This is a genomic window from Mesorhizobium sp. P2_E9, assembly GCF_056403815.1.
Genome location: NZ_JBFUET010000001.1, coordinates 177,832 through 198,017, shown reverse-complemented (window position 1 = coordinate 198,017; position 20,186 = coordinate 177,832). Strand labels below are relative to the sequence as shown.

The following is a 20,186-nucleotide window of genomic DNA, read 5'->3' as shown; positions in this document are numbered from 1 at the left end:
GATTCGAAATTCAGCGAAGCAGCAGCAGAACGAACCCGAAGATCATGGTTGCCAACAAACCGGTCATGATCGAGACAAAGCCGATCCTCACCAGCAGGCCCTCGGGGTTGGATGCCGCAGCGTGGGATTGATTGGCAGGCCTTCGCCGTCCCGCCGGCGCATCCAGAGCGGGACTGCTGCGCGGGACGGGAACCGGCGGCGGAATGAAGGACAGCAATGAGACCCCCGCCGCCCTGGCCGGTGCGTTGTCATTGGCCGTTGCCGCAGGTGGCACGAAGCCTCGCTGCGTTTCGGCTTCTGGTGCTGCCTTTCTCGTAACGACATCAGCCAGCACCGCCTCATCCCTCGCGTCGAGCTGGGCCTGATAGGCCTCGACGATGCCTGAAGAAGCAATCTGCTGCGATTTGACGGCCATCGGTGCAGCGGGCATCGCCAACAAAGCGGGCGCCGTGCGTTGAGCCAACAGAGAGGGCGCGGCGGGCTGGACCAGTTCCCTGACCAGCGCCGTTCTGACCGGATCGGCTTTCGCCAACGGCACGGGCTGCGGCGTCATCGCCTCCTTGAGCAAGGAAGCCAGGCGGGCGGAAGAAATATCCATCATGCCCCCGATAAAAGCGCTTTTCAGCATCTCGTAGCGCCTCAGCATTGTCCGAAGCTTGTCACATGCTTGACCCGGCCGCAGATTTGTGGCGATGAAATCTGTATGACACTTGGCACCACCGCATGATGAACCGTTTCGAAGGCCCGGGCGGCAAAGAAGCCCGCATCCGCTATCTCGATGGCGATTTCCAGGTCACCAGCCCCGGCTCGTTCGTGCGCTGCGCCGTGACCGGTGAAAGCATTCCGCTCGATGAGCTGAAATACTGGAGCGTCGCCAGGCAGGAGCCTTACGTCAACGCCACCGCCTCGCTGCGCCGCGAGACCGAGGTGCATCCGGAGCTGCGCAAGCGGAGCTAGCTTTTTTGTTTGACGCATTCCCAAGGGAAAGCGCTGCGCTTTCCCGGGGAAAACCGCGCCACACTTTTCCTGGAATTGCTAACCTTTGAGCTTGCGCTGGCGCCACGCATCCAACGTCTCGTGGATGATGCGTTCGGGCACGTGGTCGAGCTCGAAAACCGTGTCGATTTCCAACACCTCGAGTTTGTCGACAAAATCCTGCAGGGCGCCGTGACGTAACCGGGCAGCGTCCTTGGCCGTGGTGATGAGCCCGAGACCTTCGGTGCCCGCCGTCGTCGCCAGTTCGGCGAGCTCGTCCTCGGCATAGAAGTGATGGTCCGGAAAGGGTTTTGAGAGAACCACCTCACCGCCGGCCTCGCGCACCGTGTCGAAGAATTTGTCGGGATGGCCGATGCCGGCGAAGGCCAGGAACCGCTTGCCGGCAAGCCCCGCCTTGCTGCTGGGCTCCGTACGAGCCTCGAAGATCGGCCGGCCGGCGCGCGCGGCCTGGCGCACCACGGCGTCGGCGGCGGTGCCCTCGCCCATCTTCAACAGCCCGCTGGTGAAGACCAGCTGGTCAACGATTTTAGCTCGAAGCGGACCGCCAGGGATGACGCGGCCATTGCCGATGCCGTAGCGGGCATCGACCACGACCAGCGCGTAATCGATATGGATGCGCGCGCTCTGAAAGCCATCATCCATGATCAGGAAATCGCAGCCGTGCCTTTCCAGCAGCAGCCGGGCGCCGGCGGCACGGTTCGGCGTCACCGCAACGGGAGCGTGCTCGGCCAGCAGCAGCGGCTCGTCGCCGACATGCTTGGCGGCATCGTGGTCGGCATCGACGACATGCGGCTCGGCAAACGAGCCGCCATGGCCGCGCGACAGGAAACCGGGTTTGAGATGCATGCGCTTGGCCTGTTCGGCGAGCGCAATGGCCACCGGCGTCTTGCCGGTGCCGCCAACGGTGAAATTGCCGATGCACAGAACCGGCGCCTCGATCTTCTCGCGCCGCGCCCGCCGCATGCCGCGACCGGCAACCAGCGCGTAGACGGCCGACAGCGGCGACAGCGCCAGGACTTTCCAGTCCGGCTCTTCCCACCAGAATGGTGGTGCTTCGGAGGCCACGTTAGCGCCCGTTGGCGCCCTTCAGGCGCGACTTGACAACCAACGGCTGGATGTAGGGTTCGAGCGATTTCAGCGTGCGCGCCAGCGCGCCGCGCATCTCATCAACGGTCGCGATCCCCGCCGCCATCATTTCGTGGCGCGCCACTTCGTTGGTCAAAAGGAAGTTGACGGCGCCGGCCAGCATGTCGCGATCGCGCACCAGCTTGGCGCCGCCGCTGTCGATCAGGCGCTGATAGGCTTCGCGGAAATTCTGCACATTGCGGCCGGCGAGAACCGCGGTGTCGAGCATGGCCGGCTCGAGCGGATTCTGGCCGCCCTCGGAGGTCAGCGAGCGGCCGACGAAGGCGATTTCGGTCAACCGGAGATAGAGCCCCATCTCGCCGATCGTATCGCCAAGCAGGATATCGGTGTCAGGCCCGATGCGGTCGCCCTTGCTGCGCCGCGCGACCTTCAGGCCCATGCCGGAAATCTGCGCGGCAAGGGCCTCCGCACGATCGGGATGGCGTGGAACGACGATCGTCAGCAAGCCGTGGTGCCGCTTGTGCAGCATCGCGTGGACTTCCGCCGCCACCACTTCCTCGCCGTCATGGGTCGAGATCGCCGCCCAGGTCGGGCGGTCGCCGATCTGCCGCTGCAAGGTGGCCAGCGCCCGTTGGTCGACCGGCGGCGGGTTGGTGTCGACCTTGAGGTTGCCCGACACCGTGACCGGCCGGGCTCCGAGCGCGCGAAAACGCTCGCCGTCGACGTCGGACTGAGCAACGACATGGGCGAGGTTCTCGAACAGCGCCTCGGCGATGTTGGCCCGCTTCTTCCACGAGGTGAACGAGCGGTCGGACAGCCTGCCATTGACCAGCACCTGGGGCACGTGGCGCGCGCCAAGCTCGAGGATGGTCATCGGCCAGATCTCGGATTCGGCGATGATCGCCAGGTCCGGACGCCAGTGGTCGAGGAACCGGCTGACCGCCGGCTTCAGGTCGAGCGGCACATACTGGTGGATAATGCGGTCGCCGAGCCGCTCGTCGGCAACCTGGGCCGATGTCACGGTGCCGGTCGTCAAAACGATGTTGACGCCATAATCGAGGATGCTTTCGACCAGCGGAACGACGGCTATGGTCTCGCCGACGCTCGCGGCATGGATCCAGATCACAGGTCCTTCGGGGCGCGGGCGGCCGGCGACGCCATAGCGCTCGCGGCGGCGGTTGCGGTCTTCCTTGCCGCGCGAGGTGCGCCAGGCGACGTACGGTCCGACCAGCGGATAGGCCGCGGCGCCGGCAAAACGGTATGCCGACAGCATGGCGCGCGCCCAGCGACCGCTCATCGCCGACCGTCCACGAGGCGGTCGGCCTCGGCCGTCGCGGCATTGAGCGCAGCGGTGACTTCCTGGCGCTTGCGCTCCATTTCGGCTTCGTCGGCGTCCGCCGCCACGAAAATCGGTGAGCCTATAACGACAGCGGACCGGCCGAACGGCAGGTTGATGGTCGTCTTGTCCCAGCTCTTCTCCAGCACCTTGCGGCGGCTGGTGGTAATGGCGACCGGCAGCAGCGGCCGGCCAGAGAGACGCGCCAGCAGAACGATGCCAAGCCCTGCGTCGCGCGGCGTGCCGTGCGGAATATCTGCGATCATGGCGACGTTCTTGCCTGCGGTGAGCGACTTTTTGAGGGCGATGAGGGCCTTGGCCCCACCCTTGTCGAGATGCCTGGCATTGTCGCGTCCACCGGAGCCCCGCACCGCCTCGATGCCGAATTTCTCCAGCATCAAAGCGTTGAGCTCGGCGTCGGCGCTGCGCGACACCATCGCGACCAGCGGTTTGCGCTTGGGATAAAAGGCCGGCGTCAAAAGATGCTGGCCGTGCCACAGAGCAATGATACCGGGCTCGAACTCGGCGTAGGCGCCGCCTGAAAAGCGCGCCGATCCAGCGACCAGGGGGCTGGTCAGGCGAACCAGGCGCACGAATTGCGCGAGCAGGCTGGCAATGGCGTTCTTGACGAATCGCGACTGCGCGAGCGGTTCGCGTATCTTGCGCCAGAAGGCCTTGGTCGCACGGCTGCCGCCCCTGCCCGTGGGCGTGGCGTCGCTGGCTGGCCCTTTCGCCAGGTCATGCTCCATCGAATTCAACCGACGACCTTGCTGTCGGGATCCAGCAGACGGTGCAAATGAACGACGAAATAACGCATATGGGCATTGTCCACGCTGGCTTGCGCCTTGGCTTTCCACGCCGTGTGCGCGGATTGATAGTCCGGATAGACGCCGACAATGTCGAGCGCATCGAGATCGCGGAACTCGGTGCCGCCAAGCTTCTTCAGTTCGCCGCCGAACACCAGATGCAAAAGCTGTTTCTTTCCGTCTTCCGCGGCCATGTCGGTCCTTCACATATTGTGAGTTTGTGACAGGTCTAGACCAAAGCCGCCGACTTTGGAACCTGCGAATATGCTTTCACAGCCCGGCGATGACATCGACGAGCACCGCCAGCAGCTCACCACTGCCGGCGGCGAGCGCGCCGTGGCGGGTCACTTCGCCGGCATAGCGCGGCGCGCGGCCATGCGGGTCGAGCAACTGGCCGCCGGCCTCGCGCAAGATGAGATCGGCGGCGGCGATGTCCCAGTCATGCGCGTTCGGCTTGACGAAGATGGCGTCGAGCGTGCCGTTGGCGATCATCGCCAGGCGGTAGGCAAGCGAGGGGCTGTAGGGCGCCCGTGTCAGCCGTTTCTGCCAGCTGGCCGGCACCAGGTCGATCAGCTGCTTCAGCCCTGAAATCTCGGCTCTGTCACCAAGCGTGCGCACGCCAATGCGCTTGCCGTTGCGGAATGCGCCCTGGCCGGGCAGCGCCCAGTAGGTCTCGTCCATCGCCGGGCATTCGAGCACGCCGGCGAGCGTGCGACCTTGTTCGACGACGGCAACGCTGACGCACCAGGTGCGCTGTCCCTCGAGGAAGCCGCGTGTGCCGTCGATCGGATCGACGACAAAGGTGCGGCGCGCCGAAAGCCTGGCCGGATCGTCGACCGTTTCTTCCGACAGCCAGCCATAGTCCGGCCGCGCCGCCAGCAGGGTCTGGCGCAGATAGGCGTCCGCCGCATGATCGGCTTCGCTGACCGGCGAAGTGCCGCCCTTCATCCAGACCTGCGGGCTGTTGCCGAAGTAACGCATGGCGATGAGGCCGGCCTCGCGGGCGGCGTCGCGCAGCAGCGGCAGATCCCCAAGGGCGCCCGAAGGGGCGCCGGCAGTGGTCAGCTCATGCTCCGGCAAGGGTCATGCCTTCGATCAGGAGCGTTGGCGCGGCGGTGCCGAAATTGCGGTCGAGGTCGTTGGCCGGCACCATGTTGAGGAACATCGTCTTCAGGTTCGAGGCGATGGTGACTTCGGCGACCGGATAGGCAAGCTCGCCGTTCTCGATCCAGAAGCCGGAGGCACCGCGGCTGTATTCGCCGGTCAACATGTCCACGCCCTGGCCGAACACTTCGGTGACGTAGAAGCCGGTCTTGAGCGACTTGATCAGGCCCTCCGGCGAGCGGTCGCCCGGCTCGATGGCGAGATTGGTGGAAGACGGCGACACGGAGGAGCCGCTGCGCGACCCGCGCCCATTGGTGATCAATCCCAGTTCTCGAGCCGCCGACGTCGACAGGAACCAGTGGTTGAGCACGCCCTTTTCGACCATCAGAAGCTTTTCGCCCTCAATGCCCTCGCCGTCGAACGGCCGTGAGGCCTGGCCGCGCGGCCTGAGCGGTTCGTCGGTAACCGTGATCGCGGATGCGGCCACCTGCTTGCCCATCATGTCGCGCAGGAACGAGGTCTTGCGCGCGACGGACGCGCCATTGATGGCGCCGGCAATATGGCCAGCGATGCCGCGCGCCACGCGCGGGTCGAAGACCACGTCGACCGGCCCCGTCGCCGCCTTGCGCGCGCCGATGCGGCGCACCGCGCGTTCGCCGGCCTTGCGGCCGATATCCTGCGGCGCATCGAGATCGGCAAAGTGCCGGCGAGAGGAGAATTCATAGTCGCGCTCCATGCCGGTGCCCTCGCCGGCGATGACGCTGGCGGAACGCGAAAAACCCGAACCGACATAATGGCCGAGGAAGCCTTGCGAAGTGGCCAACACCATCCCGCCCAGCCCGGCACTGGCGCCGCTGCCAGCCGAATTGGTGACGCCCTTGACGGCAAGTGCCGCCGCTTCCGCCGCAAGGGCTGCTTCCTTCAACTGATCGGCCGACACTTCAGTGCCATCGAACAGGTCGAGATTTCGCGTTTGCTTTGCCAGCAGCACCGGATCGGCCAGACCCTGATAGGGATCCTCAGGCGAGACTTTCGCCATGGCAACGGCGCGCTCGGCGAGCATCGCCGGATCGGACGCGGCGGTGGCCGAGACGCTCGCCACTTTCTGGCCGACGAAGACACGCAACGAAACATCCTCGGCTTCCGACGATTCGGTGGCCTCGACCTTGCCGAGCCGAACCGACACGCTGGTGGAGCGGCCACGCACGGCGACCGCATCGGCCGCATCGGCGCCGGCCTTTTTGGCGGCCTCGACCAGCGCCGCGACGCGGTCGGTCAGTTTTGCAGCGTCTGAAGTGTCGGCCATGCCTGTAATCCTGCTTGTCGCGGCCAGCTTGCGGCCGCGCCCACCCATCTATTGTTCCGGTCCGGCTTGTGCAATGGCACAGGCTTCAATCAAAATGCATCGCTACATGGTTCCTACCCAGAACCTGTGACGCAAAATCAGTCCGCAGCCTGCACGGAGCATCCTCGATGACGCCCTTCCATCTCGCCTTCCCGGTCCGTGATCTCGATGAAACCCGAACTTTCTATGGCGAGGTGCTGGGCTGCGCGATTGGCCGCTCGTCGGCGACCTGGGTCGATTTCGATCTTTACGGCCACCAGATGTCGGCGCATTTGCGGCCGCAGGCCGCGCAAGCCGCCAGCGACGGCAAGGTCGACGGCATTCTGGTGCCGATCCCGCATTTCGGCGCCGTGCTGTTGATGGATGACTGGCAGCGCCTGGCGACGCGGCTGGAAGCGCGCGACGACATCGACTGGCTGGAACGGCCGATGGTGCGCTTCAAGGGCGAGCCGGGCGAACAGGCGACACTGTTCATCCGCGATCCCTCCGGCAACGCCCTGGAATTCAAGGGTTTTCGCTCGCTGGAGCAGGTTTTCGCGCATTGAGGTGAGAAGGCCAGCCGCGGGCCTGTCGTCAGGTTGCCGCGACCGGTGTCCAGATCACATCCTCGATCTTCTGCGCGCCGGTCGCCAGCATCACCAGCCGGTCGAAGCCGAGCGCGATGCCGCTGGCCTGCGGCATGATGGCCAACGCGGCGAGAAAGTCCTCGTCCAGCGGATAGCGCTCGCCATAAATGCGCTCTTTCTCGTCCATTTCGAGGATGAAGCGCCGGCGCTGCTCAGCCACATCGGTCAGCTCACCAAAGCCGTTGGCAAGCTCGACGCCGCAACAATAGAGTTCGAAACGCTCGGCGACGCGCGGGTCGCGCGGGCTCGGCCGGGCAAGTGCCGCCTCAGCGACCGGGTATTCGCACAGGATGGTGGCGCGGCCGAAGCCCAGATTGGGCTCGATCTTTTCCACCATCACCCGGCTGAACAGATCGGCCCAGCTGTCGTCAGGCGCCGTGCGCAGGCCGGCCGTGGTCAAGGCGGCGTAGAGCGCGTCCCGGTCGGTGCCGCCATCGGCGGCGACCGTGGCCAGGAGATCGATGCCGGCATGGTGGGTGAAGGCATCGGCCATCGTCAGCCGCTCCGGCTCTGCGAACGGATCGCAGTCGCGGCCCCGGAAGGAAAAGCGCGTGGCCCCTGCCCTTGTCGCCGTCAGCGCCAGCAGATCGGCGCAATCACGCATCAGGCTCTCATAGGTCTCGCCCACCCGGTACCATTCGAGCATGGTGAATTCGGGATGGTGCAAGGGCCCGCGCTCGCGGTTGCGCCAGACCGGGCCGAGGCTGAAAATCCTGACTTCGCCTGCGGCGAGCAGCTTCTTGCAGGCGAATTCCGGCGAGGTGTGGAGATAAAGCGGCGAACGCGCGCCATCCGGCCCGACCGCTTCCGTGGCAAAAGCCGCCAGATGCGCCTCATTGCCGGGCGAGACCTGCAGCGCCGCCGTTTCCACCTCGATGAAATCATTGCGGGCAAACCAGTCGCGCAGGGCAGCCGTCAGGCCATTGCGCAGCAGCAGGCGCGGGCGGCGGTCGGCGTGAACGTGCGGCGTCCACCAGGGCGAAGCGGCGGTCATGGGCAGATTGAAGGCGTGCTGGCGCGCGCTATGTCAGTTTGCAGTGAGGGCTGGCGGTTCGAGCCAAGATGCGCTACCAGCGCCGCACAAGCCGGCAAACGCCCGTCAACTCTCGCAGGATTTAAAACCGTGGTGAAAGTCATCGCCAGTTCGCTCCGCAAAGGCAATGTCGTCGACAAGGACGGCAAGCTTTATGTGATCCTCTTTGCCGAAAACATCCATCCAGGCAAGGGCACGCCCGTGACGCAGCTCGACATGCGCCGCATCGGCGACGGGGTGAAGGTTTCGGAGCGCTACCGCACCACCGAACAGGTCGAGCGCGCCTATGTCGAGGAACGCGAGCACACGTTCCTTTACGCCGATGGCGAAGGCTACCACTTCATGAACCCGGAAACCTACGACCAGGTGGCTGTGTCGGAAGCCGTGGTCGGCGACGCTGCCCCCTATCTCAAGGAAGGCATGCCGGTGCAGGTCTCGCAGTTCAACGGCATTGCGATCGCCCTGGTGCTGCCGCAGCGCGCCACCTTCGAAGTGGTCGAGACCGAGCCGACGACCAAGGGCCAGACGGCATCGTCCTCCTATAAGCCCGCCGTGCTCTCCAACGGCGTTCGCACCACCGTGCCGCCTCATATCGCGCCCGGCACCCGCGTGGTGGTGATGACGGCCGACGGGGCTTATGTGGAGCGGGCGAAGGACTGAGGGCGACCCTGTCCGTCAGCTATTTGGCCTGGCGGCTCGCTGCCTGGAAACCGCACAGCCCTGTCTAACACTCCGCCTCACTGTTACCATCGGTCCGCATTATGAGTTGGGAATCGCAACTCACTGGGCGGCTGAGCATGCGGATCAAGATCGTTGGAACCGGGCGCGCAGTGCCTGCGCTATGCTTGACATCGCGCAGCCTCGACGAGCGGCTGGGATTTGGCCAAGGCCAGATCGAAGCCGCTACCGGTGTCATCGAGCGTTATGTCTGCGAGACCGAATCGCAAGTCGATCTGGCCTGCACGGCGGCGCGGCTGGCACTGGCTGATGCCCGGATAGAGCCTGATGCGGTCGACCTCATCATCGGCGGATGTGGCGTGCCTTACCAGCCATTGCCTTCGACGGCACCACTGGTGATGCAGCGCCTGGGGCTGACCGATGGCTCGGCCGCTGCCTTCGACGTCAATAGCACCTGCCTTGGCTTCCTCACCGCATTCGAAACCGCCGCCCGGATGATTGAGGCCGGGCAAAGCGAAACCGCGCTGGTGTTCTCGGCGGAGATTGCGTCGCGCGCCCTGCCCTGGAAAGAACAGCCTCAAATCGCCGCCCTGTTCGGCGACGGTGCGGCCGCCGCGGTGCTGCGCAAGGCGGCGCCCGGTGAGGGTAAGGTGCTGGCCAATCTCATGCGCACCTATCCATCGGCCTACGAGGCTTGTAGCATCGGGGCCGGCGGCACCCGCTTCGACTTCCACCACCAGCCGGAGGAGTTTTCCCGCCATGCGCTCTTTCACATGGACGGCAAGGAGCTGTTTCGGGTGACCGCGCGCCATTTCAATGGCTTCGTCGGCGAACTCCTGCAACGTGCCGGCTGGCGTCATGAGGACGTCGACCTCGTCGTGCCGCACCAGGCGAGCCCGTTTGCGCTGGCGCACATGGCACGACAGACCGGGTTCGCGGCACAGAAGCTGGTCGACATTTCGGCGCGTTACGGCAACCAGATCGCGGCGTCCATTCCCTTCGCGCTCGACGTTGCGCGCCGGCAAGGCCGCGTCATGCAGGGCACCAAGGTGCTCTTCCTCGGCACCTCGGCCGGTGTCTCCTTCGGCGGCATGGCGCTGGAGGCGTGATGGGACGCGTGCTCGTCACTGGCGCAAGCGGCTTTCTTGGCGGCCATGTCGTGGCGCGGCTGGCCGCCGCGGGCACGCCGGTGTTGGCGCAAGGCCGCGATATCAGGCGAAGCGCCGCACTCGAAGCCGCCGGCCATATGGTCATGCGTCGCGACCTGTCGCAGCCGTTTGATGCGAAGTCCGACGCCGGATTTGGCGAGATCGATGCCATCGTCCATTGCGCGGCACTGTCTTCGCCTTTCGGCCGGCTCGCTGATTTCGAGGCCGCCAATGTCACGGCGACCCGCAATCTCGTCGATTTCGCACGGCAGCTGGGTGTGCAGCGTTTTGTCCAGATCTCCACCCCTTCGGTCTGTTTCGCTTTTCGCGACCAGCTCGGCGTCACCGAAAACAGCCCCTTGCCCGATCCGGTCAACCACTACGCTCGCACCAAGCGGCAAGGTGAAGACATCGTGCTCGCGGCGACGGACATAGGGCCTGTCGTGCTCAGGCCACGCGGTATCTACGGAGCAGGCGACCGAGCGCTGCTGCCACGCCTGCTGCAGGCGGCGCGGCGGCCGCTGCCGCTGTTTCGCGATGGCCAGGCACGCATCGATCTCACCCATGTCGACGATGTCGTCGATGCGGTGTTCGCGGCGCTGGCGGCCGGCAGCGCCGCCGAAGGCCAGATATTCAACATCTCGGGCGGCGAAGTGCTGGCCGTGCGCCACATTGCCGACAGTGCCTGCGCCCGCGCCGGGCTGCGAACGCGATGGCGAAAAACGCCGCTGGCGCCGGCGATGCTGGCAGCGGGCGTGATGGAGGCTGTGGCGCTGCTTCTGCCCCGCCGGCCCGAACCGCCAGTCACCCGTTATGGCCTGGGCTTGTTCGCCTATGCCCAGAGCCTCGATATTTCCAAGGCCAGGCGGATCCTTGGCTGGACGCCGAAAGTGCCGTTCGAGGATGGGCTCGACCGTACGTTTGCCAGGGGGCGTGAAGCCTGGGGGACGGCTTGAAGATCGTCTTCGCCAACAGCGCCTGGGTTGGCGCCGCCGAAAGACTGATCCTGCGCGGCGGCGGCTGGCAAAAAATCCGGCTGCGCGTGCGCTACGGGCTGATCATCCATCCGCGGGCCGGCCCGGTGCTGATCGACACCGGCTATACGCCGCATGTGACCACCGGAGCCCGGCGTAGCGCCATGCTGCGCTTCTACGGCGCGGTGCTCGGGCCCGAACTCGTCGAGGCCGGGCAACCCACGTCTGTCCTGGCCCGCTTTGGCCTGACACCGCGTGATATCAGAACCGTCATCGTCACGCATTTTCACGCCGATCATATCTCGGGCCTGCCCCTGTTTCCCAATGCGCGTTTCATCGCCTGCGATGCCGCCTGGTCGCGGCTGAAGGCGCGGACGGCCCGGCAGAACCTGCGTCATGGCGTCTTCACCGAGCTTTTTCCGGCGGATTTCGAGACAAGGCTCGACGGGCTGTCAGCGATGAGACAGATCGTGCCGCGCGGCGATATTCCCGGCGGAGCCGATCTGTTCGGCGACGGCAGCGTCATCGCAGTCGACCTGCCAGGCCATGCCGATGGCCAGTTCGGGCTCCTGTTTGCTGAAATGGATCGGCCGCTGCTCTATGCGGTCGACGTGCAGTGGCTGCTCAAGGCACTGGTCGAGAACCGGACGCCCGGCTTTCCCGCACTCCTGCTGGCCGAGGATTTCGCCGCCATCGATCGGACCAGCGCGGCGTTGCGCCGCTTTCTGGCAGCCGGCGGCGAGGTGATCTTCTGCCACGATCCGGGGCTGACGCCATACGACCTGACACCGGAGGGCGGATGACAGGGCTCGGCGAAGCGATCCGCTCTTTTGCCCTCACCTTGTGGGTGTCACGCAAAAGCCGCGAAAACTTCGAACGCTGGCAGGCGCGCGCCTTGCGGCGCTGGCTCGACCGCGACCTGCCGCTGGCGCCGTTCTATGGCGTGGCGCCACACCATCTCAGTGACCTTCCGGTGACCGACAAGGCACTGCTGATGGCCGATTTCGAGCGCTTCAACATTGCCGGCGTGTCGTCTAGCGACGCCTGGACCGCGGCGACTGGTTACGGCCGCCTAGGCGTGCTGACGGTCGGCGCCAGCACAGGCACCTCGGGCAATCGTGGCCTTTTCGTCATCTGCGAAGCCGAGAAATACCGCTGGCTGGGGACAATCCTGGCGAAAGCCATTCCTGACCTGCTCTGGCGCCGGCAGCGCGTGGCGGTGATCCTGCCGCAAAACACCGGCCTTTATGACACCGCTCGCCAGTCGAGGCGCATCGACCTGCGGTTCTTCGACCTGACGCTCGGGCCGGAGCGTTGGCGGGCGACCCTCGAGGCGTTCGCGCCGACGGTGGTCATCGGCCCACCCAAGATTCTGCGGCACTTTGCGACAGAACGCTTCCGGCTTTCGCCGCTGCGCGTGTTCAGCGCCGCCGAGACGCTCGATCCGGTCGACCGGCCTGTTATCGAACCGTTCTTCGGGCGCCGGCTCGACCAGATCTATATGGCGACCGAGGGGTTGTTCGCGGTCACCTGCCGGCAAGGCAACCTGCATCTGGCCGAGGATTCCATCTTCTTCGAGTTCGAAACGGCTGGCGACGGGCTGGTGACGCCGCTGATCACCGCTTTCCGCCGACAGACCCAGATCATGGCGCGCTACCGGATGAACGACCTGCTGCGCCTGTCGCCCACACCATGCCGATGCGGCTCGCCGTTGCGCGTGGTGGATGAAATCGTTGGCCGCACGGACGACGCCTTCCGTCTTACTTCGGCGCAAGAGCCACTCCTGATCACGCCTGACATCCTGCGCAATGCCGTGCTGAAGGCGGACCGGCGCATCGACGACTTCCGGCTGATCCAGACGGCGCCCGAGACGGTCGAGTTGCACCTCAAGCCAGACCTCGCCGGGGATGCCGCACAGGCCGCACTGGAGGCGGTGCGACGGCTGTTCGCCTCGCGCCAGGCAAGGGTCGCGGTCGAACCCGTGCGCTCGGCCTTGCCGCTGGAAACCGGCCGCAAGCTGCGCCGTGTCGAGTGCCGGCTTCCCACCGGGGCCGCCAGGTGAGCCGGGTCGTGGCAGCAGCCGCCAAGCAGGGTTCGGAGCAAGCGGACCGGGTCGAGAACGACCTGCATAAGATCGACGCGTTCACACAATTGTTCAACGCCATGCCGGTGCGTGATCTCATCGCCAACCTGACCGTTCGCGTCGAGACTTTCGACATCGCGGGCCGAGCCTTTCCGCTGACGTTGAACGATGCCAGCGAAGCGCCGAACTGCTACATCTGCTGCCCGTCCAGCGCCTATATCGACTATGCGATCGACGAGACCCGCAATTTCGCTTCAAAGCCTTGGCTGCAAAAAACAATCCGGATGCTTATCGGCCTGTGTGGCCCGCTGGTGAAGGCAAGCGGCCTCGATCATCAGGTTCAGGTCAACAACTGGCTCTATTCGACCAATCCGGTGCCGCTGCTCGACCGCGGCTCGATCGCGGCGATGCGCACGGCTCTGACGAGCCGGTTTCCCGACCGCGCCATAGTCATCCGCTCGCTGAACGAGATCGCCGATCCCTCGACCATCGCGTCACTCAAGGCGGAGGGATTTCACATGCTCGCTGCACGTCAGGTCTACATCTTCGCCGACCGCAGTTCAGTACCGCCGATGACACGCGACATGAAGCGCGACCGTGCCCGGCTGCGCGCGACATCGTTGGGTATCGTCGGCGATGACGATTTCACGCAGGCCGACTATGTCAGGAGCGAAGAACTCTACGCCATGCTTTACATCAGGAAATACACGCCACTCAATCCGCACTACACGGCCCGCTATATCGGTGAAATGCACCGGCGCGGCATTTTGCGGCTTGCCGGCTTGCGAGACGAAGCGGGACAACTCGTTGCCGTCACCGGCCTGTTCGAAAACGGCGGGACGCTGACGCAGCCGATCGTCGGCTACGACACCAGCCGGCCAATCAGTGACGGCCTCTACCGGATGGCGATGGCAATGGCGCAGGACCATGCCACGGCACACGGCCTGTTCTTCAACATGAGCGCCGGTGCGGCCGGTTTCAAACGCCGTCGCGGCGCCGTACCGGCGATCGAGTACAACGCCTGCTATGTCGGGCATCTGCCACGCCGCCAACGCCTCGCGGTGTGGACAATGGCGCGGGTTCTGGCGCTGGCCGGGATACCGCTGCTTCGGAGATTCGAACTTTGAGCAAGGCCGCGCGAAAGGATTTTTGGCAGGCTGTGGCGCTTTCAGCCGATGTCGGCGCCAGGCCGAGGCGCATCCTGTTCGAAGGCTCGCCAGTGGTGCTGTTCCGTTCCGACAAGGGCATCGCCGCGCTGTTTGACCGCTGCGTTCACCGGCTGGTCGAACTGTCGACCGGCAAAGTCGTCAATGGCGAGATCGAGTGCCCCTACCATGGCTGGCGCTACGATGGCGAAGGTCTCTGCACCGCCATTCCTGGCCATGTCGGCGAGATGCCGCGCTACCGGGTGCGACGCTACGGCGCGATCGAGCGCGATGGCGTCGTCTTCGTCTCGGAGGGCACGCCAGAGGCGGAGCCATATCTCCACTGCATGCAGGGCCAGGACGTGCTCGTGCGGCGCGTGCGCTCCTCGACGCAATCAACCGTGCTCGACGCGGCCGAGAACATCCTCGACGCAACCCACACGCATTTCACCCATAAAGGCCTGCTGCGGGGCTTGAGCGCCAGGCGCCATCTTGTGCGTGTCGATGTGACCGGCGGCGAAGGTTGGGTCGAGGCTTGCTATACCGGCGAGGAGCGGCAGCAGGGCCTGATCAGCCGGCTGCTGGAGGGTGAACGCACGAAAACCATCGGCCGTTTCCGCCATCCAGGCATCGCGGAGCTGGAATATTGGGGCAAGGACGGGCTGGCGCTGGCCACGACGTTCCATCTGCGCCAGGCGGATGAGAACATAGTCGAGGGTGTCGGCTGGCTCATCGGCCCGCGTCAGGGCCGGCTCGGTCACCTCAAGGCGCTCGCCTTCAAACCGCTGTTCAACATCGCCTTGGCACAGGACCGCAAGGTGCTGAAATCGGCTAGCGACAATGCACGCCACGCTCCCCCTGCCCCGCCGGCGATCGGCCCGCTGGATTTCCTGCGCCGCGACATGGCGGCCATCATGGCAGGCGAAATGCCGCCGGCAGCCGCAACGCCACGCGTGTATCAGATCGAGCTTTGAAGCGGCCCGTTCCATTCGATGTCGCGCGTCGAGGCGGCTTGCAGACTGATGCGCTGGTGCAGCGCCTTGCTGGCGATCTCGGCAAGCGCCCGCCACTGCGCCCGTTTGGGCGCAGGATCGTCCGGCCAGTCGAGCAATTCGTCCGCATCACGCATCGCCTGACGGAAGCTCCCGATCTGACCGGACCGAAGAGCTGACGGCAGGCCGTAGACCCACATGGCCAGTCGCACCGTCTGCGGTCTGCCGACGTCAGGCCTCACCTCGGCGCCTTCAAATAGCGCCGCCGTGAAGGCTTCCGGATCGCGGAAGAAGTGCAGGCCGCTGACGGCGCGCGGATTGCACTCCAGCGGCAGCACCGTGCCATCGCTTTCCCGCATCAGGTCGAAGGAAATCTGGCCGGTCCAGCCGGTGCTGCCAACGAAGGTTTCGACGAAATGGTGAGCAGCGGCATCATCGACCTGTTCGAACCAGATGCCGGCGCCCTTGCCGGCACGGTAGCACGAACGATAGACCGCCAATGCCTTGAGCTTGCCGTCATGCGCCAGCGCATAGGCGCTGATCTCTTCGCCGACGACGAAACGTTGCGCCACCCACGGCGCCGCTACCGAAGGGCTGATGGCATCGAGCGCGGAAGGCGGCGGCCGCAGCAGCACATGACTGGCAAAACGCGACCAGACCGGCTTGAACACCAGCTCGCGCGAACGGCCGCGCACGGCCTCGATATCATCGTCGGATCGCAGCAGCGTCGTTTCGGGCACGGCAAGGTCAAAACTGTGCGCCAAGCCGATGAACGCGTGCTTGTCATGAACCCGGGTCAGCAATTCCATGTCCGGCGCGAGCAGACGGGCGGGCATGGCCCGGTCTCGCCACAGTGCGCCGAGGTAGAAGATTTCTTCGCAAGTCGGGATGACCAGTTCCACCGCCTCGGTGCGAACAAGGTCCGCCACCGCCTGGAAATAGGCCAGCGGCGCAAAACGCGGCGGCGGCAGACGATGATAGGAGGCGCAGGCGGTGCTCGCTGCGGCAATCGGACAGGCCGGGCTGTCGGCCAGGATCACCCTCAGGCCGGCGCCATCCAGCAGCCGCGCCAGATGCAGCGCCACCGGCGCCCGAGCACCTGTGATCAGCACCGTGCGCATCAGAGCAGGATCAGGGCCACAGGCATTGGCCGCCCCAAGTCTCAGTCCAAACCGCGCTTGCTGCGCTTGAGCCTGGTGGCGCCGGAGCGCGCCTCCAGTGCTTTTTCCACCTGCCGCTTCAGCTCATCCTTGATGTCGGCGGTATCGTTCATCAAAGCGTCGATCTTCAGGAAGTCGAGCACGCGGTATTTTGACACTGCCGGGCGGACCAATATGTCGGGGCTGCACTGTTTCAGCTTGTTGGCGATGATCGACTGCATCATCAGCTGCGTGGCGCCGAACATCAGGTCGACGGAGGTCGGCTGCTTGCGGTCGACCTCTTCGGGCGCGCCGACGACGTCGACGCCGATGATGATGTCGGCGTCGTTCTCTATGAGATCAAACGGCACGGGGTTGTAGATGCCGCCGTCGATAAGCAGCCTGCCGTCGCGCATCACCGGGCGGAACACGGCGGGAATGGCGGCCGAGGCGGCAAGGGCCGAATGCAGATCGCCTTCGTCAAAGACGGCGAGCTTATGGCCGAAATAGTCGGTCGCGGTCACCTTCAGCGGGATTTTCAGCGCGGCGAAGGTTTCGGGAATGGCCTCGGGCAGAAAGGCCTTCAGGATGCGCTCGACATTGAACTGGCTGACACGGATGCCGTTCTGCATGGCCTCGGCGATCGTGCCCGGGCGCGCGCGCCACATGCGGCTCGCCACCTCGGCGCGGCGGCCGAGGATCGAGCGGGCATAGTCGTGGATGTCCTTGCCGGTCATGCCCGCGGCCATGCCGGCGCCCATGATGGCGCCGATCGACGAGCCGGCGATCGCCACCGGTTTGATGCCGAGCTCGTCCAGCGCCTCGATGACATGGATATGCGCCAGGCCGCGCGCGCCGCCGCCGCCGAAGGCTATGCCGAAGGTCGGGCTCATCCCTTGCCGGCCCCGGCCAGCGGCGGCCCGACCACCATGATGGTCGGCTCGGCCGCCAGCAGCTTTCTCGCCGCCGCCTTGACCTGGTCGAGCGTCACCGCGTTGATGTAGCCGGCGCGGCGCTGCATGTAGTCGATACCGAGATCGTCGATCTGCAATTCGACCAGCGTCGCGGCGATGGAGCTCGAAGAGTCCAGATTGCTGATGGCATAGGCGCCGATCAGATATTTCTTGGTCGCCGCCAGTTCAGCCTCGGTCGGGCCGTCCTGCGCCAACTGCTTGACGACATCGCGCACGATGCCGAGCGTCTCGGCCGCGCGGTCGGAACGCGTGCCGGTGGTGACGATCAGTGCATCGGCATGGTCCTGGTTGACGAGCGAGGAATTGACGCCATAGGCCAGCCCGCGCTTTTCGCGCACCTCCTGGAACAGGCGCGAGGTGAAGGTGCCGCCGCCGAGGATCTCGTTCATCAGCACGGCGGGGAAGAAATCCGCCGATTTGCGCTTCACGCCCGGCCAGGCAAGCTGCAGCGAGGTCTGCGGCAGGTCGTAATTGACCTCGAGACGCTGCGCCAGCTTCGGCTCGACATCGGCGACCGGGGCAAGCGCCTGTTTCTCAGGCAGGTCGCCGAACACCATGTCCAGCTTCTTCTTCAGCGTCTCGGCGTCGATGGCGCCGACCACGGCGATATGCAGGCCGCTGCGTGCGAACACCGCTTTGTGCAGAGCCTTCAGATCGTCCTGCGAGATGGCGGCGACACTCTGCCTGGTGCCCTGGTCGGAGCGCGAATAGGGGTGGTCGCCATAGATGGCCCGCGCCCATTTGCTCTGCGCTACCGTGTCGGGGTCATTCTCGTTGGCGATGATGCCGGACAGGATCTGGGCGCGGATGCGGTCGATCGGCGCCTGGTCGAAGCGCGGCTCGTTGACTGCCAGCCGCAACAGGTCGAACGCCTCGTCGCGCTGCTCGGCCAGCATGCGCATCGAACCGTAGATGCCGTCGCGGCTCTCTTCGAAGCTCATCTCGGCGCCGGCATCGTCGAGCCTGATCTGGAAGGCTTCCGAATCAAGAGTGCCAGCGCCCTCGTCGAAGAGGCCGGTCATCAGATTGGCCAGACCTTCCTTGCCCACCGGATCCTGCGTCGAGCCGCCGCCAAAGACGAAGCGGACAGCGACGATCGGCACGGAATAATCCTCCACCAGCCATGCGGTGACGCCCTTCGACGACGTGACGGACTGGATGTCCATGGCGCGAGCGGCCAGCGCCGGCAGGATCAAGAAGAGGATGGAGAGGAAGAGGGTTGCGAGGGCGGTGCGCGTTCTTCCTTCTCCCCTTGTGGGAGAAGGGAAAGAGCCGCGGTGCTGGTTCGTCATCATCAATTCCCCGCCTGTTGCTGCGGCAAGAGATAGCCTGACGTCGAGCGGGCCAGCACCAGATAGCGCGCGGCGGCGGCCTTGACCTCGTCCGCCGTGACCTTGCGGATGCGGTCCGGCCATTGCTGAACATCCTGCACATTGCCGCCCGTGGCCAGCGTCGAGCCATAGATTTCGGCCATGGAGTCCTGCTTGTCGCGGGCAAAGACCATCGACCTGATATAGCGGTCCTTGGCCTTCTCGAGCTCATCGGATGTGACGCCACCGCTGGCGATGCGCGCCACCTCGGCATCGACCGCGGCCTCGACGTCGGCAAGCTTGGCGTCGCCGCGCGGCGCGCCATAGACGGTGAAATTGGTGTCGTCGAGCATGGTGCCCTGGAAATAGGCGCCGGCGCTGGAAGCAATGCCTTGCTGGACGACCAGCGCCTGGTAGAGCCGGCTGCGGTTGCCGCCGCCGAGGATTTCGGCCAGCAGGTCGAGCGCTTCGGCCTCACCCGGCTTTGCGGTGTGATAGGACGGCACTACCCATTGCGTCGAGAAACTCGGCACGCTGACGCGGGCGTCGGTGAGCGTGACGGTGCGCTTGGTGTTCTGCTCCGGCTCGACCGGGCGGATGCGTGGCAACAGGTCCGGCCCGCGCGCCACCTTGCCATAGGTCTTTTGCGCCAGCGCCTTCACCGTATCCGGTTCGACATCGCCGCCCACGATCAGCACGGCGTTGTTGGGCCGGTAGTATTTGTCATAGAAGGCGGTGGCGTCGATGCGGTTCAGCTGCTCCATTTCCTGCATCCAGCCGATGACCGGGATGCGGTAGGGCTGGTTCTGCCACAGCGTCGCATCGACTTCCTCGTCGAGCACCGCCTGCGGGTTGTTGTCGATGCGCGAGCGGCGCTCTTCGAGAATGACATCGCGCTCGGTCTTGATGACGTCATCGGTGAGGATGAGGTTGCGCATGCGGTCGGCTTCAAAACTCATCATCAGCTCGAGCGCCGAGGGCGCCACCGTCTCGTGGAAGGCGGTGTAGTCGTAGGAGGTGAAGGCGTTGTTGGAGCCGCCAATGTCGGAGACGGCGCGGTCGAACTCGCCGGCCGCGTGATGGGCGGTCGCCTTGAACATCAGATGCTCGAAGAAATGGGCGATGCCGGATTTGCCCGGCGGCTCGTCGGCGCTGCCGATCTTGTACCAGACCATATGGGTGACGATCGGCGCGCGGTGGTCGGGAATGACGACCACCTCCATGCCGTTGTCGAGCAGGAAATCCGTCACCTTGAACTCGGCCGGCTTCATGTTGGCCGGCACGGCGCTATCTGCCAGCGCGGGGCCGGTGAGCGTGAAGGCCAGCGACGTTGCCAACAGTGTTCCGCGCAGCCATTCAGCCTGAAATGTCATCAATGGCTCCGGTTCGTAGAGCGGTTCATCGTTTCACG

The 20,186-nt window shown here is 65.2% G+C and carries 21 protein-coding genes; 9 read left to right on the top strand and 12 right to left on the bottom strand.

Features of this window, described 5'->3' with window-relative positions; all coding sequences use genetic code 11:
* Positions 1-10: 10 nt before the first annotated feature.
* Positions 11-646, bottom strand: a complete 636-nt coding sequence (locus AC1D05_RS01050) for a hypothetical protein (protein ID WP_477437410.1) — start codon at positions 644-646, stop codon at positions 11-13.
* 77 nt (positions 647-723) lie between these two features.
* Between AC1D05_RS01050 and AC1D05_RS01045 the strand changes: the two genes are divergently transcribed.
* Complete coding sequence (locus AC1D05_RS01045; RefSeq protein ID WP_477437409.1) at positions 724-957, top strand: DUF2093 domain-containing protein; 234 nt, start codon at positions 724-726, stop codon at positions 955-957.
* 78 nt (positions 958-1,035) lie between these two features.
* Here the strand turns inward: AC1D05_RS01045 and lpxK are convergent, their stop codons facing one another.
* From lpxK to AC1D05_RS01015, 6 genes are all read right to left on the bottom strand, one after another.
* Positions 1,036-2,061 carry a tetraacyldisaccharide 4'-kinase gene (lpxK, locus tag AC1D05_RS01040; RefSeq protein WP_477437407.1) on the bottom strand — a complete coding sequence of 342 codons (1,026 nt, stop codon included), beginning with the start codon at positions 2,059-2,061 and terminating at the stop codon, positions 1,036-1,038.
* 1 nt (position 2,062) lies between these two features.
* Positions 2,063-3,379, bottom strand: coding sequence for a lipid IV(A) 3-deoxy-D-manno-octulosonic acid transferase (gene waaA / locus AC1D05_RS01035; protein WP_477437405.1), 1,317 nt, complete (start codon positions 3,377-3,379; stop codon positions 2,063-2,065).
* A complete protein-coding gene (locus AC1D05_RS01030) occupies positions 3,376-4,167 on the bottom strand; it encodes a lysophospholipid acyltransferase family protein (RefSeq protein WP_477437403.1) in 792 nt (263 codons plus the stop codon). Before AC1D05_RS01030 ends, waaA begins: the two co-directional genes overlap by 4 nt.
* Before the next feature lie 5 nt (positions 4,168-4,172).
* Positions 4,173-4,418 carry a DUF4170 domain-containing protein gene (locus tag AC1D05_RS01025; RefSeq protein ID WP_475451354.1) on the bottom strand — a complete coding sequence of 82 codons (246 nt, stop codon included), beginning with the start codon at positions 4,416-4,418 and terminating at the stop codon, positions 4,173-4,175.
* 76 nt (positions 4,419-4,494) lie between these two features.
* Positions 4,495-5,304, bottom strand: a complete 810-nt coding sequence (locus tag AC1D05_RS01020; protein ID WP_477437401.1) for a 3'(2'),5'-bisphosphate nucleotidase CysQ — start codon at positions 5,302-5,304, stop codon at positions 4,495-4,497.
* A complete protein-coding gene (locus AC1D05_RS01015; RefSeq protein WP_477437399.1) occupies positions 5,291-6,634 on the bottom strand; it encodes a TldD/PmbA family protein in 1,344 nt (447 codons plus the stop codon). The genes AC1D05_RS01020 and AC1D05_RS01015 overlap by 14 nt, the downstream gene beginning before the upstream one ends.
* Positions 6,635-6,801: 167 nt before the next feature.
* Here AC1D05_RS01015 and AC1D05_RS01010 point away from each other — a divergent pair, with 167 nt between their 5' ends.
* Positions 6,802-7,218: a VOC family protein gene (locus AC1D05_RS01010; protein ID WP_027042200.1), complete on the top strand. Its 417-nt coding sequence runs from the start codon at positions 6,802-6,804 to the stop codon at positions 7,216-7,218.
* 28 nt (positions 7,219-7,246) lie between these two features.
* On the opposite strand, the gene epmA is transcribed toward AC1D05_RS01010, so the two are convergent.
* Entirely contained in the window at positions 7,247-8,293 is a 1,047-nt protein-coding gene (gene epmA, locus AC1D05_RS01005; RefSeq protein ID WP_477437397.1) for an EF-P lysine aminoacylase EpmA, read from the bottom strand.
* A gap of 129 nt (positions 8,294-8,422) precedes the next feature.
* Between epmA and efp the strand changes: the two genes are divergently transcribed.
* The 7 genes from efp (at position 8,423) to AC1D05_RS00970 (ending at position 15,334) form a co-directional block, all read left to right on the top strand.
* Positions 8,423-8,992, top strand: coding sequence for an elongation factor P (gene efp / locus AC1D05_RS01000; protein WP_023782984.1), 570 nt, complete (start codon positions 8,423-8,425; stop codon positions 8,990-8,992).
* A 185-nt stretch (positions 8,993-9,177) separates the two neighbouring features.
* Positions 9,178-10,119, top strand: a complete 942-nt coding sequence (locus tag AC1D05_RS00995; RefSeq protein WP_477437395.1) for a 3-oxoacyl-[acyl-carrier-protein] synthase III C-terminal domain-containing protein — start codon at positions 9,178-9,180, stop codon at positions 10,117-10,119.
* Entirely contained in the window at positions 10,119-11,114 is a 996-nt protein-coding gene (locus AC1D05_RS00990; RefSeq protein WP_477437394.1) for an NAD-dependent epimerase/dehydratase family protein, read from the top strand. Before AC1D05_RS00995 ends, AC1D05_RS00990 begins: the two co-directional genes overlap by 1 nt.
* Positions 11,111-11,935 (top strand): MBL fold metallo-hydrolase, encoded by an 825-nt coding sequence (locus AC1D05_RS00985; protein WP_477437392.1) that lies wholly within the window; start codon positions 11,111-11,113, stop codon positions 11,933-11,935. Before AC1D05_RS00990 ends, AC1D05_RS00985 begins: the two co-directional genes overlap by 4 nt.
* Entirely contained in the window at positions 11,932-13,194 is a 1,263-nt protein-coding gene (locus AC1D05_RS00980; protein WP_477437390.1) for a F390 synthetase-related protein, read from the top strand. Before AC1D05_RS00985 ends, AC1D05_RS00980 begins: the two co-directional genes overlap by 4 nt.
* Before the next feature lie 8 nt (positions 13,195-13,202).
* On the top strand, positions 13,203-14,342 hold the full coding sequence (locus AC1D05_RS00975) for a GNAT family N-acetyltransferase (RefSeq protein ID WP_477437388.1): 1,140 nt from the start codon (positions 13,203-13,205) through the stop codon (positions 14,340-14,342).
* Positions 14,339-15,334, top strand: a complete 996-nt coding sequence (locus AC1D05_RS00970) for a Rieske 2Fe-2S domain-containing protein (protein WP_477437386.1) — start codon at positions 14,339-14,341, stop codon at positions 15,332-15,334. Before AC1D05_RS00975 ends, AC1D05_RS00970 begins: the two co-directional genes overlap by 4 nt.
* Here the strand turns inward: AC1D05_RS00970 and AC1D05_RS00965 are convergent.
* Genes AC1D05_RS00965 through AC1D05_RS00950 form a run of 4 tightly spaced genes read right to left on the bottom strand, consistent with a single transcriptional unit; the run spans position 15,319 to position 20,148 of the window.
* A complete protein-coding gene (locus AC1D05_RS00965; protein ID WP_477437385.1) occupies positions 15,319-16,473 on the bottom strand; it encodes an ATP-grasp domain-containing protein in 1,155 nt (384 codons plus the stop codon). The two genes, AC1D05_RS00970 and AC1D05_RS00965, sit on opposite strands and share 16 nt — an antisense overlap.
* A gap of 41 nt (positions 16,474-16,514) precedes the next feature.
* Positions 16,515-17,384, bottom strand: a complete 870-nt coding sequence (locus AC1D05_RS00960) for a patatin-like phospholipase family protein (RefSeq protein ID WP_477437383.1) — start codon at positions 17,382-17,384, stop codon at positions 16,515-16,517.
* Positions 17,381-18,757 (bottom strand): M16 family metallopeptidase, encoded by a 1,377-nt coding sequence (locus AC1D05_RS00955; RefSeq protein WP_477438116.1) that lies wholly within the window; start codon positions 18,755-18,757, stop codon positions 17,381-17,383. The genes AC1D05_RS00960 and AC1D05_RS00955 overlap by 4 nt, the downstream gene beginning before the upstream one ends.
* Before the next feature lie 2 nt (positions 18,758-18,759).
* The gene (locus tag AC1D05_RS00950; protein WP_477437381.1) at positions 18,760-20,148 is read right to left on the bottom strand and encodes a M16 family metallopeptidase; all 1,389 of its coding nucleotides are present in this window, start codon (positions 20,146-20,148) and stop codon (positions 18,760-18,762) included.
* Between the last annotated feature and the right edge of the window lie 38 nt (positions 20,149-20,186).

Excerpts from the sequence above, each read along its gene's own strand:
- AC1D05_RS00990 (WP_477437394.1), top strand. The coding sequence starts at position 10,119 with ATGGGACGCGTGCTCGTCACTGGCGCAAGCGGCTTTCTTGGCGGCCAT.
- AC1D05_RS00965 (WP_477437385.1), bottom strand. The coding sequence starts at position 16,473 with ATGCGCACGGTGCTGATCACAGGTGCTCGGGCGCCGGTGGCGCTGCAT.
- AC1D05_RS00950 (WP_477437381.1), bottom strand. The coding sequence starts at position 20,148 with ATGACATTTCAGGCTGAATGGCTGCGCGGAACACTGTTGGCAACGTCG.
- waaA (WP_477437405.1), bottom strand. The coding sequence starts at position 3,379 with ATGAGCGGTCGCTGGGCGCGCGCCATGCTGTCGGCATACCGTTTTGCC.
- AC1D05_RS00980 (WP_477437390.1), top strand. The coding sequence starts at position 11,932 with ATGACAGGGCTCGGCGAAGCGATCCGCTCTTTTGCCCTCACCTTGTGG.
- AC1D05_RS01015 (WP_477437399.1), bottom strand. The coding sequence starts at position 6,634 with ATGGCCGACACTTCAGACGCTGCAAAACTGACCGACCGCGTCGCGGCG.
- AC1D05_RS01025 (WP_475451354.1), bottom strand. The coding sequence starts at position 4,418 with ATGGCCGCGGAAGACGGAAAGAAACAGCTTTTGCATCTGGTGTTCGGC.
- AC1D05_RS01045 (WP_477437409.1), top strand. The coding sequence starts at position 724 with ATGATGAACCGTTTCGAAGGCCCGGGCGGCAAAGAAGCCCGCATCCGC.
- AC1D05_RS01010 (WP_027042200.1), top strand. The coding sequence starts at position 6,802 with ATGACGCCCTTCCATCTCGCCTTCCCGGTCCGTGATCTCGATGAAACC.
- AC1D05_RS00955 (WP_477438116.1), bottom strand. The coding sequence starts at position 18,757 with ATGACGAACCAGCACCGCGGCTCTTTCCCTTCTCCCACAAGGGGAGAA.
- epmA (WP_477437397.1), bottom strand. The coding sequence starts at position 8,293 with ATGACCGCCGCTTCGCCCTGGTGGACGCCGCACGTTCACGCCGACCGC.
- AC1D05_RS01030 (WP_477437403.1), bottom strand. The coding sequence starts at position 4,167 with ATGGAGCATGACCTGGCGAAAGGGCCAGCCAGCGACGCCACGCCCACG.
- AC1D05_RS01050 (WP_477437410.1), bottom strand. The coding sequence starts at position 646 with ATGCTGAGGCGCTACGAGATGCTGAAAAGCGCTTTTATCGGGGGCATG.
- AC1D05_RS00960 (WP_477437383.1), bottom strand. The coding sequence starts at position 17,384 with ATGAGCCCGACCTTCGGCATAGCCTTCGGCGGCGGCGGCGCGCGCGGC.